We start from the raw sequence: 16,112 nt of genomic DNA, 5'->3' as shown, positions 1-16,112 counted from the left end.
CCAATGTCGGTATTTAGAAATCAAGAAACGTACTGGGATAACCTGTTTGATGAAGATGACGGCCTAAGCGTATTCCCTTACTTCAAAGCAGAGGATAATGCGTCATTGGCCCGTATCGGCTATCAGGAAAAATGCATCTGCCGTTCCTTATCTCCGGAAGTATCTCAGAGAATCATGACAATGGCGAATCATTCCGAAATGGCAGCCTATTTGATTTTATTGGCTGGTATTGAATGCTTGCTGTATAAATATACGGATCGAGCGAGTTTGATTCTCGGCATTCCAACGGTATCGAAGCAAAAAAGCAGCCAGTCAGCCGTTAATACCATCGTCCTCTTAAAAAATACGCTTACAAGCGAAAGCACGTTCAAAAGCGTATTCCAGCAACTGAAAGAAGCCGTTAATGATTCGCTGAAAAATCAAAACCTGCCGTTCCGGAAAATGGTTCAGAATCTAAACGTGCAATACAATGATGAGCATATTCCGTTCATTCATACCGTCGTTTCGCTTAACGAAATTCATTCCTTAAAATTTAAGGAAGACGCTGCAACCGATACGCTGTTTCACTTTGATATGGAGAACAACGGGGTTCACTTGAAGCTTTTTTATAACGGCAATCTGTACGATGAGCGCTATATGGATCAAATTGCAGCCCATTTGGATCAGCTGCTGTCCGTGATCTTGTTTCAGCCTCAAACTGCAATCCATACGGCAGAAATGATACCCGAGACGGAAAAACAGAAACTATTGTTTGATTTCAATGACACCGGCGCAGATTACTCCGGGAGCAGAACCGTTTATCAATTATTTGAAGAGCAGGCAGAAAGAACGCCCGAGCATCCAGCCGTGAAGTTTAAAAACTGCCATTTGACGTACAGAGAATTGAATGAAAGAGCCAACCGTTTGGCAAGAACATTGCGCAACTGCGGGGTTCAAGCCGATTCGTTGGTCGCTATTCTGGCTGATCGTTCATTGGAGATGATCGTGTCTATTATAGCCGTTTGGAAAGCGGGGGGCGCTTATGTGCCCCTGGACCCTGAATATCCAAATGAGCGGCTTCAATATTTGCTTCATGATGCGAATGCAGATGTTCTCCTTGTACAGCATCATTTTAAAAACAGCCTCACCTTTGACGGTCCGACGATTGATCTGAATGATGAAACATCTTACCATGCCGATTGCTCATTGTTATCACCTATAGCCGAACACAGCCATTTAGCCTATGTCATCTATACTTCAGGCACAACAGGAAAGCCGAAAGGGGTTATGGTTGAACACGGCGGCATTGCGAACTCGCTGCAGTGGAAGAAGGCGTTTTTTAAGCATTCTGCCAAGGACCGTGTGCTTGTCTTGTACCCCTATGTTTTTGATGCATTTATTTTAAATTTCTTCGGCCCGCTTATTTCGGGGGCAACCTTGCATCTTTTGCCGAATGAAGAGAATAAAGACCTTTTCGCCATTCAAAATGTCATGAAACAGGAGAGAATTACACATTTCTCAACTTCTCCCCGTCTTCTGAAAACGATGATCGAACAGATGAACGCAGAGGACTTCATTGATGTCCAGCATGTTGTTGTAGGCGGAGAGCAGCTGGAAACAGATACAGTTGAGAAGCTGTATTCTCTGCAGCCTCATATTCGAATCAATAATGAATACGGACCGACAGAAAATAGCGTGGTTTCTACGTTTCACCCTGTTCAGTCCGCTGATGAACAGATCACAATCGGCAAACCGGTGGCTAACCATCAAGCCTATATTTTAGGAGCGCACCAGCAAATCCAGCCGATCGGCGTACCGGGAGAGCTGTATGTCGGAGGAGCGGGAGTGGCCCGCGGCTACCTCAATCGGCCTGAATTGACGGAGGAAAAGTTTGTTCAGCATTTGCATCTCCCCGCTCAAAAGATGTACAAAACGGGTGATCTCGCAAGATGGCTGCCAGATGGAAGGATCGAATATTTAGGACGAATTGATCACCAAGTGAAAATTCGCGGCTACCGGATTGAGATCGGCGAGGCAGAGGCAGCCATGTTCAATCTGGAGAACGTTCGTGAAGCTACAGTCGTTGCGCGGGAAGACGAAGACGGAGCCAGGCAATTGTATGCCTATTATGTCGGCGAGCCTTCTTTGACCGCCGCGCAGTTCAGAGACGAATTATCCCGTAAACTGCCGGATTATATGATTCCCTCTTACTTTATCCATTTGGAACACATACCGCTCACTTCCAATGGAAAGATTGATTTGAAAGCTTTGCCTGCTGCCGAAGAAAAAACGCGGACGGAAAATGAATACATAGCCCCGCGAAACACAACAGAAGAACTGCTGGTGTCTATCTGGCAGGAAGTATTGGGGGCAGAACGTATAGGAATTCTGGATAATTTCTTTGATTTTGGCGGAGATTCGATTAAATCAATTCAGGTGTCTTCCAGATTGTATCAAGCCGGATACAAGGTTGATATGAACAATTTGTTTAAATATCCCGCGATTGCTGAACTAAGTCCGTTTGTAGTGCCGGTCAGCAGAATGGCCGATCAAGGGGAAGTGAGCGGCAGGACAAATCTGACTCCGATTCAGCATTGGTTTTTTGAGCAAAAAATGCCGCATGCACACCATTACAATCAGGCCGTCATGTTATATTCGGCGGAAGGCTTTAAAGAGGATCCGCTTCGCCGGACGATGGAAAGCATCGCATCGCATCACGATGCCTTAAGGATGATTTTTGAAGAAACGCCGAATGGATACACCGCGCGAATCACAGGAACGGATGAACATGAATTATACCATCTGGAAGTGTTGAATTATAAAGAGGTAACAGATCCGGCTCAAGCAATTGCCGAAAAAGCGAATGAGATTCAAAGCAGCATGGTATTAGAGCAGGGGCCTTTAATGAAGCTTGGTTTGTTCCAATGTCCGGACGGAGATCATTTGCTGATTGCGATTCACCACTTGGTGATTGACGGGGTATCATGGCGAATTTTACTTGAGGATTTTGCAAGCGGTTATGAGCAGGCAGAGCAAGGGCAAACGATCCGCCTTCCGCAAAAAACAGACTCCTTTCCATTCTGGGCTGATCAATTGTCCAAATATGCGAAGGAAACCGACTTGGAGCAGGAGATTGCCTATTGGTCCGAGCTTTCAAGCACGAAGCCGCAGCCATTGCCTAAGGACAAAATAAGCGAAGGTTCGTTATTAAGAGACAGCGAAGAATTGACGATTCAATGGACAAAAGAGGAAACAGAGCAATTATTAAAACAAGCGAACCGCGCATACAACACGGAAATCAATGATCTGCTGCTGACTTCATTAGGACTCGCCGTTCACAGGTGGACTGGCATGGAAGACATTGTCGTAAATTTGGAAGGCCACGGGAGAGAACCGATTATTCCGGATGCGGATATTTCCCGGACGATAGGATGGTTTACAAGCCAGTACCCTGTCGTACTGAGGATGGAAGCCGGCAAAGACCTGTCACAGCGAATTAAGGCCGTGAAGGAAGGGCTGCGCCGTATCCCTGATAAAGGAATGAATTACAGCATCATTAAATATGTATCCGGGCGTCCGGAAGCGGAAACCCTTCAGCTGAATCCGGAAATATCGTTTAATTACTTAGGGCAATTTGACCAAAATCTGAAGCATCAAGCTTTGCGCATATCGCCTTTTTCCACTGGGTTATCGATGAATGAAAACCAAGAGAGACTGGCCGTGCTTGATGTAAGCGGCATGATAGCTGAAGGGAAATTATCGCTGACACTGAGCTACAGCAGCAAACAATACGAAAAATCGACTATGGCGCAATTTGCCCGAAGTTTGAAAGAAAGTCTGCAAGAAGTCATTGCGCATTGCGTAAGCCGGCAGCAGACTTCCCTGACGCCGAGTGACATCCTGTTAAAGAACATCACAATAGATGAACTGGAACAACTTTTGGAGCAGACACGTGAATTGGGCGAAGCGGAAAATATTTATCCGCTAACACCGATGCAGAAGGGTATGCTGTTTCACAGCTTGTTTGACCCGAGTTCAGGCGCTTATTTTCAGCAAACGATGTTTGATCTGCATGGAGATCTGGATATTGATTCATTTTCGAAAAGCTTGGACGGCTTATCGCAAAAATACGATATTTTTCGCACGAACTTTTACAGAGGCTGGAAAGATCAGCCGCTGCAAATCATCTTAAAAACGAAAAAGATCGGTTTTCAATTCATTGACTTACGTGAGATGAAAAAATCACAAAAAGAAGAGATGATTCAGAAATACGCCAGAGAAGATAAGTTACAGGGGTTCGACTTAGAGAAAGGCGAGTTAATGCGGTTACTCATTCTTCGTACGGATGATACGGCATACCGTTTTATATGGAGTTTTCACCATATTTTGATGGACGGCTGGTGCCTGCCGCTGATCACAAAAGAAATATTCGAACATTACTTTGCTTTGCTTCAGCAAAAGCAGCCTGAGCAATCGTCAATTACTCCCTACAGTCGATTCATTGAATGGCTCGGCCGGCAAGATGCAGAAGAGGCCATGCGTTATTGGGATCAGTATTTAGAGGGATATGAAGAGCAAACCGGCCTTCCCAAGGATCACCATTCGGCGGATGAACGATACATTCTCGAGAAAGTGACGTGTGAAATAAGCTCTGATCTCACTTTGAAAATGAAGCAGACGGCCGGCAAGCGCCACGTCACGCTGAATACACTGCTGCAGACGGCTTGGGCGGTTCTGCTGCAGAAATATAACCGGAGTAAAGACGTTGTTTTTGGAAGTGTCGTTTCCGGAAGACCGGCTGGAATTCCAAACGTGGAAACCATGATCGGCTTATTCATTAACACCATTCCCGTCCGAATCCGATGTGAAGCCGGAACAACGTTTGCCGAGCTTATGAAAGAGGCGCAGGAAAGGGCAGTAGCGTCGCAAAAATTTGAGACGCACCCGTTGTACGATATTCAGGCGCGGACAACGCAAAAGCAAGATTTAATTACACATTTAATGATATTCGAAAATTATCCCGTTGATCAGTATATGGAAAGCATAGGCCGGCAAAACGGATCATCCATCACCATTTCCAACGTGCAAATGGAAGAACAGACGAACTATGATTTTAATTTGACCGTTATACCGGGTGACGCGATGAACATCTATTTTGAATACAACGCCAATGTGTATGATCGATCAAGTATAGAACGGATTCGGGAGCATTTCATGCAAATTTTGCATCAAGTCGTGACAGATGCGGATATCCTGGTGGAGCAAGTGGAATTGTTAACGGAAGGTGAAAAAAGAACCCTTCTTCATACGCTTAACGACACGTCTGCGCCATTTCCGCAAATACCGGTTTATCAATTATTTGAAGAGCAATCACAGCGCACGCCCGATCAAGCGGCCGTGATCGATAAGGACAGGCAGCTCACGTACGGAGAGCTCAATAAGCGGGCAAACCAATTGGCGAGAACGTTAAGAGCGAAGGGCGTGCAGGCGGATCATCCTGTGGCTGTCATCAGCCGAAACAGTATCGAATCGGTGGTCGGAATCCTTGCCGTTTTAAAATCAGGCGGAGCCTACGTCCCTATCGATCCGGAATATCCGCAAGACCGAATTCGGTATATGCTGGATGACTCTCAAGCCGAAATCATTTTGATGCAGCGGGATGTCAGGGAGCAGCTCTCCTGCGAAGGCGTCACGGTTTTACTGGATGATGAAAGTTCGTATCACCAAGATGACGCTGACCTTGAACCGCTAAGTGATGCGAGCCATTTGGCGTATGTCATTTATACGTCAGGTTCCACAGGCCGGCCGAAAGGCGTATTAATCGAGCACCGGGGCTTGGCCAATTATATTTGGTGGGCGAAAGAGGTTTATGTAAAAGGCGAGAAAACCAACTTCCCGTTGTATTCGTCAATCTCTTTTGATCTGACGGTGACTTCTATCTTCACACCGCTAGTCACGGGCAATACGATCATCGTCTACGACGGTGAGGATAAAACAGCACTGATTGCATCAATTGTGCAGGACCCGAGGGTGGATATCATTAAATTGACCCCGGCCCATTTGCAGGTTTTAAAAGAAATGAACCTCGCCGATAAAACGGCTGTCCGAAGAATGATTGTGGGCGGGGAGAATCTAAGCACCCGGTTAGCCCAAAGTATTCATGAACAGTTCGAAGGCCGGATTGAAATATGCAATGAGTACGGGCCGACTGAAACCGTTGTCGGCTGCATGATTTACCGTTACGATGCCGTAAAGGACAGGCGGGAATCGGTACCGATCGGAACCGCTGCAGCAAACATGAGCATTTATGTCCTTGATGAGAATAGGAAACCCGTGCCGGTCGGTGTCCCTGGGGAAATCTATATCAGCGGCGCCGGCGTGGCAAGAGGATATTTAAACCGGCCGGAATTAACGGCAGAGAAATTTGTCGATGACCCGTTTGAACCCGGAGCCAAGATGTATAAGACCGGAGATTTGGCGAAGTGGCTGGCCGACGGAAACATCGAATATACGGGGAGAATAGATGAACAAGTAAAAATCAGAGGCTATCGTATCGAATTAGGAGAAATCGAGGCGGCACTGCACCAAGAAGAAGCAATCAAAGAAGCGGTCGTGACAGCCAGAGAAGATGTCCACGGGTTCAAACAATTGTGTGCATATTACGTGAGCTGCGGACAAATAACGGTATCCAAGCTTCGAAAACAATTGTCTCAAACCCTGGCAAGTTATATGATTCCGGCTTATTTTATCGAGATGGATGAAATGCCTTTAACCTCCAACGGAAAAATAAACAGAAAAGGGCTGCCGGCTCCGGATTTCGGGCTGCAGGACAGAGCAGAGTATAAGGCTCCCCGAACGAAAGCGGAAGAAATATTAGTTTCCGTCTGGGAATCGGTATTAGGCGCAGAGAACGTCGGTATTCTGGATAATTTCTTTGATCTCGGCGGAGATTCGATTAAATCAATTCAAGTGTCATCCAGATTAAAACAGAGCGGATACAAAATGGAAATCAAAGACTTGTTTCAATATGCAACGATTGCCGAATTGAGTCCGCATATCAAGCAGAATGTACGTATAGCCGATCAGGGTGAAGTCAAAGGAAAAGTCAGCCTGACTCCTATTCAGCATTGGTTCTTTGATCACATAACGGTAGATCCGCATTATTATAATCAAGCCGTCATGCTGTTTGCGCCGGAAGGTTTTCAGGAAACGCCGCTTCGTCAAACCCTGCAAAAGCTCGCTGAACATCACGACGCGCTTCGCATGACGTTCCGGCAGACAGAAAAAGGATACGAGGCACAAAATGCAGAGATCGGCCAAAGCAGGCTGTACCACCTTGAAGTCCTGAATCTGAAAGCAGAGTCCGACCCGGGGCAGATAATTGAGGCCAAGGCTGACGAGATACAAGGCAGTATGCGTTTAAGTGACGGGCCGTTAATGAAAGCCGGGCTGTTTCAATGTGCAGATGGAGATCATTTACTGATTGCCATTCATCATTTGATTGTAGACGGGGTTTCATGGCGCATTTTATTGGAGGATATCGTCAGCGGCTACAGGCAAGCTGAGAACGGGCAAGTGGTTCAACTGCCGCAAAAAACAGACTCTTTCCAATTATGGGCCAAGAGACTTTCAGAATATGCGCAAAGTGAAACGATAAAACAAGAACAGGAGTATTGGACAAAGATCGAACAAACCGAAGTAAAACCGCTGCCTACAGATTTTCATGAAACACAGACTACTGCAAAAGACAGTGAAACGGCAGCTGTGGAATGGACTAAAGAGGAAACGGAGCTGTTATTAAAACAAGCGAATCGCGCCTATAACACTGAAATAAACGATTTGCTTTTAACTTCCCTTGGTCTTTCCATATCACACTGGTCAGGACTTGAACACATTCCGATTCATTTAGAGGGACACGGAAGAGAACAGATTTTTCAAGATATGGATATCTCCCGCACGGTTGGATGGTTTACAAGCCTGTATCCGGTTGTGCTTCACGCGCAGCCAGGCAAAGAAATCTCTGATTATATCAAGATGACCAAAGAAGGGCTGCGCCAAATTCCGGATAAAGGGATCGGATATGGGATAGCAAGGTACTTAAGCGGCGGGATGCCATCAAAACTGAATCCGGAGATTAGTTTTAACTACCTGGGGCAGTTTGACCAAGATTTGCAGCAGCATAGGGTTCAATTATCTTCTTACTCCTGCGGTTCAGACTCAAGCGGGAATCAAGCCAGACCATATGTATTGAATATAAACGGAATGATAACCGACGGCCGGCTGACGCTTACGATCAGCTACAGCAGCAAACAGTACGCAAGAGAAACGATCAAGCGGTTAGCGGAAACGATTCAAAGCTGCCTGCGGACAATTATTACGCATTGCGTGCAGAAAGAACAATCGGAACTGACGCCAAGCGATATTTTGTTAAAAGGCATGTCCATTGACGAATTGGATCAGCTCCTCATTCAACTGCCGCATGCAGGTGAGATTGAAAACGTTTATCCGCTCACTCCGATGCAGAAAGGAATGCTCTTCCACAGCTTGCTGGATGAGGACTCGCATTCTTATTTCGAACAAGCATCGTTCGATTTACAGGGAGAGTTAAAGATTGATTGGTTTAAAGCAAGCCTGGAACGATTATTTGAAAAATACGCCGTGCTCAGAACCCGTTTTTACAGCGGCTGGAACGATACTCCTTTACAAATTGTCTATAAAACGCAAAAACCGCAGATTCATTTTGCAGATTTGCGCGACAAAGAGGAGTACCACCGCGAGGATGAAATCGCAGCCTATCAAAGAGAAGACAAGGAAAAAGGATTTGACTTGGCTCGGGGTCCGCTGATGCGCATAGCGATTTTCCGTATGGAAGACCGCAAATATCATTTGATTTGGAGCTTTCATCATATTGTTATGGACGGCTGGTGCCTGTCTCTTATCACGAAGGAAGTGTTTGAGCATTATAGAGCCTTGCAAGAAGGCAGGGAAACAGACCTTTCATCTGCAGCTCCTTACAGCGACTATATCGAATGGCTTGACCTACAAGATCACAGAGAGGCCAAACGGTACTGGAGCGAGTATCTTGACGGTTATAAAGGTGAAACCAGGCTTCTTCATAAAAGAACACAGCATGAACAAAAAGACTATGCCTATGCCAATGTGATCTGCGAATTAGACCGAGAACAGACAAAACGGCTGCAGCAGATCTCAAATCAGCATCAAGTTACATTACATTCACTGATCCAAACGGTGTGGGGAATTTTATTACAGAAATACAGCGGTTCCCCAGACGTTGTCTTTGGCAGCGTCGTGTCCGGAAGACCGGCGGAAATTCCTGGGGTGGAACAGATGATCGGCCTGTTCATCAATACCATTCCGGTCCGCATCCGCTGTGATGAGGACAGCTCTTTTACCGACACGATGCAAATGGTTCAACAAAAGGCATTGGCTTCCCAAGCATACGATACCTATCCTTTATATGAAATTCAGACACAAACGGATCAAAAGCAAAACCTGATTGACCATATCATGATCTTTGAAAACTATCCGATAGGGGAGCAGGTCGAAGAGGCTGGCCATCATGATACAGAGCTGAACATCACGAACTTTCATATGCAGGAACACTCCCACTATGATTTGAATGTGGTTGTCATTCCTGGCGAACAGCTGGCCGTTCATTTCGGTTTTAACGAAAACGAATATGAAAAATCTGATGTGGAGCGGCTTCGCGGACATTTTGAACAGCTCATGCAGCAAGTATTGCAGCAGCCGTCTGTCAAAATAGAAGATTTGGAGCTTCTCTCTCAGCAAGAAAAAGAACAACTGCTCAGCGATTTTCAATCTGGCGGCATGCAATACTCCCTTGAACAAACGATTCATGAGATGTTCGAGGAACAGGCGCACCGTACGCCGAACCAAGCGGCCGTTGTATACGAGGGTAAGCAACTAACCTACGAAGAATTAAACAGGCGTGCCAATCAGCTTGCGCGAACCTTGCAGGCGAAAGGTGTGCGGGCGGATCAGCTTGTCGGCATTATGACTGAACGCTCGCTGGAGATGATTGTAGGCATCTTAGGAGTGTTAAAAGCGGGCGGCGCATATCTGCCGATAGATCCCGATTCTCCGCCTGAACGCATCCGTTATATTTTAAGTGATTCAGGCATCAGCGTATTGCTTTATCGCGGAAAACTGCAGGATAACATCGGCTGCCCGCGGACATGTATCGATCTCTTGGAGGAGCATGCCTGCCACGAAGAAGGAAACGACCTTGCGCTCTCTCATCAGTCGACTCAACTGGCCTATGCCATTTATACTTCCGGCACGACTGGAAAGCCTAAAGGCACGTTAATTGAACATCGCCAAGTCATTCACCTGATTGAAGGGCTGAGCCGCCAAGTTTACTCTGCTCATAAGGGGGAGCTGAATGTAGCCATGCTCGCTCCCTATTACTTCGATGCTTCTGTTCAGCAAATATATGCTTCTTTGCTGTTAGGACATACCTTGTTTATTGTTCCGAAAGAGGTCGTGTCAGACGGTACTGCATTATGTCGTTACTATCGGGAGCATTGCATTGATATTACCGACGGAACACCTGCCCATTTAAAGCTCTTAATAGCTGCAGGTGATTTGCAGGGAGTCCCGCTTCAACACCTTTTAATCGGCGGAGAGGCTCTTTCCAAGATGACGGTAAATAAATTCATGCGATTATTCGGCGACCATGGCGCTGCGCCAAGGATTACCAATGTATATGGGCCTACAGAAACTTGCGTAGACGCGTCCCTGTTCCACATTGAATGTTCTGCAGATGCTTGGATACGCAGTCAAATTCATGTCCCTATAGGCAAGCCGTTAGGCAGCAACCGCATGTACATTCTTGATTCAAAAAAACGGCTGCAACCGGCGGGCGTCCAAGGCGAGCTGTATATTGCAGGGGACGGTGTCGGGCGGGGTTACTTGAACCTGCCGGAACTAACGAATGAAAAATTTGCTGCCGATCCGTTTGTCCCGACAGACCGAATGTACAGAACCGGTGATCTGGCCCGCCTTCTGCCGGATGGAAATATTGAATTTATCGGCCGGATTGACCATCAGGTGAAAATTCACGGTTTTCGGATTGAACTCGGTGAAATCGAATCGGTGATGCTGACCATTCCTGATATTCAAGAAGCCGCCGTAATCGCCCTTGAAGATGCAGATGAAGAATATTACCTGTGCGGATACTATTCTGCGGACAAGCCAATACAGATCAATGAACTTCGCGAAAATATGGCCCGGCATTTACCGGGATATATGATACCGGCTTATTTTGTGCAGCTGGATCAAATGCCGCTTACGCCAAACGGGAAGCTGAACCGTCAGTTATTACCGGCTCCGGTCAACAAGCGGGACAGGGGCATAGAATATGTGCCGCCGCGGACTTCTGCAGAAATTCAGCTGACGGCAATTTGGCAGGATGTTCTCGGGTTAGAGCAGGTGGGGATTCGAGATAACTTTTTTGATATCGGCGGACACTCCCTGCGTGCAACGGCGCTGCTAGCAAAAATACAAAAGCAAATGCATGTCCAAATTCCTTTGCGGGACGTGTTCCTTTTTCCAACCATTGAACAGCTCGCGCGGATGATCACAGAAACGGAGTCAACCGGATATGCCGCTATTCCTGCAATTGAAAAAAGACCTTATTATCCGGTATCCTCAGCACAAAAACGGTTGTACATTCTCAATTCTCTGGAAGGAGGAGAACTCAGTTATAACATGCTGGGCCTGATGGCTGTCGAAGGAACGATTGATCGTGAAAAGCTGCAACAAGCCTTCCTCACACTGATTCAGCGTCATGAATCTTTGCGTACCGGTTTTAAAATGGCCGGCGGAGAACCTGTCCAGTATGTCTTGGATCACGCAGCGTTCGAAGCAGAGTGGTATCAGGCGGAAGAAAATGATGCGGATCTTTATATCCGCCAATTTATCCGTCCGTTTCACCTCGAGGAGCCGCCGCTGCTTCGCGTGGGGCTGATCGAACTTCAACCAGATCGCGGAATTCTGATGTTTGATATGCATCACATTATTTCTGACGGAACATCCATGAACGTATTGATCAAAGAATTTATCCGGATTTATGAAGGAGAGACATTACCGCCTCTGCGCATCCAGTACAAGGACTACGCAGTATGGCAGACCGGAGAAGCGAGATTAAAGGAGATGCAAAATCAAGAAGCCTATTGGTCAGAGCTGTACAGCGGCGACGTTCCTGTCCTTCATCTGCCGACCGATTATATACGGCCGTCGGCAAGGGGTTTTGCGGGAGCCACGATGCATTTTACGCTGGATAAGCAAAAAAGCGCCGGGTTGAAGCAGCTGGCATCCCAAACCGAATCTACTTTATATATGGTGCTCCTTGCGTCTTATACATTATTGCTTTCAAAATACAGCGGCCAGGAAGACATTATTGTCGGCAGTCCTATAGCGGGAAGACCGCATGCGGATTTGGAACCCATTATCGGAATGTTTGTCAATACACTGGCAATGAGAAATTACCCAGAAAAAGGGAAGACGTTCACTCAGTATCTGTCCGAAGTGAAGGAGAATGCACTAAAAGCCTATGAGCATCAAGATTACCCGTTTGAAGCACTGATCGATCAACTGAATATCGCCAGAGATTTAAGCCGTAATCCGTTGTTCGACACCATGTTTGTGCTTCAAAACACGGAGCAGGAACAGTTAGAGATAAAAGACGTATCTTTTAAACCATATCCAAACGAACATACGATGGCGAAATTTGATTTAACCTTAACGGCTGTGGAAGAAGAGTCGGGTATTCATTTTACGATGGAATACTTGACGTCTCTGTTTAAACCGGAAACGATCGAACGTATGATGGGGCATTTTGTACAGCTGATTGATTCGATTATCAAACAGCCTGAAGCCGAACTGGCTAGGTTAAATATGATGACTCGAAAAGAGAATAGTGAAATTCAGAAACTCTTTAACGATACCGCAGATAAACGAATTCCGACAACGGTTCATCAGCTTTTTGAGCAGCAGGCTGAGCTTAACCCAGACCATGAAGCCGTCCTGTTTGGAAATCAGGCACTGACTTATCGCCAGCTGAATGAACGTTCCAATCAGCTGGCGCGCGTCCTTCAAGATAAAGGTGCACGCACTGATCAGGTGGTGGCCGTTCTCACGGATCGCTCAGCAAATATGATGATCGGCATTTTAGCCATATTAAAGGCCGGCGCAGCATTTCTTCCTATCGATCCGGAACTTCCTGATGAACGGCGGGCGTTTATGCTGAAAGACAGCGGCGCCGGAGTGCTTTTGACTGGTGCGGGCCACACCATTCCGCCGCTCTTTGAAGGGGAAGTGCTTTTGCTTGACGATCCGTTATTATATCAAGGCGAAGCGGACAATCTTAATCTTTCCTATTCGGAGAATGATGTAATGTACATCATTTACACGTCAGGCACAACAGGGAAACCAAAAGGAGTTCAGCTGGAGCACAAGACCATGACGAATCTGCTCGCTTATGAAGAGGACCATACGCAGCTGCGCTTTGACAGGGTGCTGCAATTTGCTGCAATGAGCTTTGATGTTTGCTATCAAGAAATCTTCTCCGCGCTTTCAAGCGGAGGAACACTCTATATCATCAGCAATGAGGCAAAACGGGACATACGCCAGCTCAACGATTTTGTCAAAATGCACAGAATCCAAACCGCATTTCTTCCGACTGCGTTCCTGAAGCTCCTTGCCTCGGAGAAACACTATTTCGAACCGTTTGCCGAGTGCGTGGATCACATCATCGCTGCGGGAGAACAGCTCATCGTAACAAGGATGCTGCGAGACATGCTGGTACGCCACCATGTTACATTGCATAATCATTACGGTCCGTCGGAGACGCATGTCGTGACCATGTATACCGTTGACCCGGATACAGATCAGGAACTTCAGCCGATCGGCAAACCGATTTCAAATACGGAGATTTTCATTTTGAATGAATCGGGAACCCTTCAGCCTGTCGGAATCGTCGGTGAACTTTGTATCTCAGGAGTCAGCTTAGCCCGCGGTTATCATAACAGAGAGCCTTTGACGCTCGAAGCATTTGTTCCGCACCCATATGACAAGAAGCAACGGATGTATAAAACAGGCGATCTGGCCCGTTACCTTCCCGACGGAAATATTGAATATGCGGGGAGGATGGACCATCAAGTCAAAATCCGCGGTTACCGGATCGAACTCGGCGAGGTGGAGGCCGCTCTGCTAAGTCTCGAGCCTGTACAGGAAGCAGTTGTTCTGGCAAGAGAAAATGCAGATGGGCAAAGCGATTTGTATGCCTACTTTACAATGGAGCAATCACTGCCGATCAGTCAGCTGAAAGAAAAACTTGCTGATCAAATACCGAGCTACATGATCCCTTCATACTTCATCCAACTGGAGAAACTGCCGTTAACCTCCAATGGAAAAGTCAATCGAAGAGCATTACCGATGCCTGAAGCCGGTTTGCAAACCGGAATCGACTACGTTGCTCCGCGGACGAGTATGGAAGAGCAGCTGGTTTGCATCTGGCAAGACGTTTTGAAAGTAAAAGAAATTGGCGTAAAAGATAACTTTTTCGATCTGGGCGGCCACTCGTTACGGGGGATGACGCTCATCGCCAAAATTCATAAGCAATTCAGCAAAAACATTTCATTAAGAGAGGTATTTCAATGTCCGACCATTGAAGAAATGGCAAAGGCTATCGCAGAAGCTGAAGCCGACAGGCCGGATTACATTCCGGCAGCCGAGGAAAAAGATGTCTATCCTGTATCCTCCGTGCAGAAGATGGTTTACCTGTCAACACAAATTGAAGGCGGCGAACTTAGCTACAACATGCCGGGAATCCTTACATTAGAAGGAAAAATCGACATGAATCGCTTGCAAACCGCTTTTCAAAGACTGATTCAGCGTCATGAATCACTGCGTACCGGATTTGAAATGATCCGCGGGGAACTGATGCAGGTGATCAAGCCGGAGATAAATTTCTCTATAGAAAGGGACAAGGCAGCATCGGACGAGGTTGAGGAACTTTTCCGCGCCTTCGTGCGGCCGTTCGATCTCAGCCGGGCTCCGTTACTTCGGGCCGGACTCATCGAACTAGAACAAGACCGGCAAATTTTTATGTTTGACATGCACCACATCATTACGGACGGAGCATCCATGAATATTTTTGTCGAAGAACTGATTCAATTGTATGACGGCAAAGAATTAGCTCCGCTCCGTATTCAATACAAAGACTTTACTGAATGGAAACACCAAAAAGAACAAAGAGAACGAATCAAGAGGCAGGAAGAGTATTGGCTCGGTGTATTTGAAGAAGAGCTGCCGACATTCGAGCTGCCGAAGGATTTTGCAAGACCGCCGGTGAGAAGCTTCGAAGGGAAGCGGCACAATTTTACGCTCGATAAGACTGTCATCGAAGGTATAAAACAGCTGGAAGAATTGACAGGTACAACCGCTTATATGATTTTGTTTTCGGCTTACTCCATACTGCTGGCTAAATACAGCGGTGAGGATGATATCGTCGTCGGCACACCTATTGCGGGAAGAATGCATGAAGATTTACAGCATATCATCGGAATGTTTGTCAATACATTAGCCATCCGTACCGCTCCAATAGCGGAGAAGACGTTTTTGGATTATATAACGGAAACGAAAGAAACAATGCTGAAGGCTTATGAACATCAAGAGTATCCTTTTGAAGAATTAGTTGAGAAATTGGGAGTGAAACGTGATTTAAGCCGCAATCCGTTATTCGATACGATGTTCGTACTCCAAAATACGGAACAAACGGATATTGAGGTGGACTCTCTCGCTGTCCGACCTTATGAACAAACGAGCACGGCTGCCAAGTTTGATTTACAGCTGACCTTCGTAATGGAACAAGATGAGATACAAGGCAGCTTTGATTACTGCACGAAGCTATTTAAAAAGAATACCATTGCTGTATTGGCCAAGGATTACATCATGATCCTTTCGGCGATTTTACGAAACCCATCCATTCCTTTAAAAGAGATTCAATTAAGTGAAAAAGTAAAGAAAAGTAAACATCTCGCAAGCACAATCGAATTGGATTTTTAATCATGGCCGGCAGCGGCTGTCCC

General features: G+C 46.4%; 1 protein-coding gene. It reads left to right on the top strand.

What is annotated here, in order from left to right; genetic code table 11:
• Window positions 1–3 precede the first annotated feature (3 nt).
• Complete coding sequence (locus tag MHH91_RS09630) at window positions 4–16,089, top strand: non-ribosomal peptide synthase/polyketide synthase (protein ID WP_014471873.1); 16,086 nt, start codon at window positions 4–6, stop codon at window positions 16,087–16,089.
• Window positions 16,090–16,112 lie beyond the last annotated feature (23 nt).

Origin of the sequence: Bacillus sp. FSL K6-2819 (assembly GCF_038008305.1) — a bacterium.
In the GTDB taxonomy this organism is placed as follows: Bacteria; Bacillota; Bacilli; order Bacillales; family Bacillaceae; genus Bacillus; species Bacillus amyloliquefaciens.
The sequence above is the reverse complement of the archived record's forward strand: the minus strand, read 5'-3'. Positions and strand labels throughout refer to the sequence as shown.

Excerpts from the sequence above, each read along its gene's own strand:
- MHH91_RS09630 (WP_014471873.1), top strand. The coding sequence starts at position 4 with ATGTCGGTATTTAGAAATCAAGAAACGTACTGGGATAACCTGTTTGAT.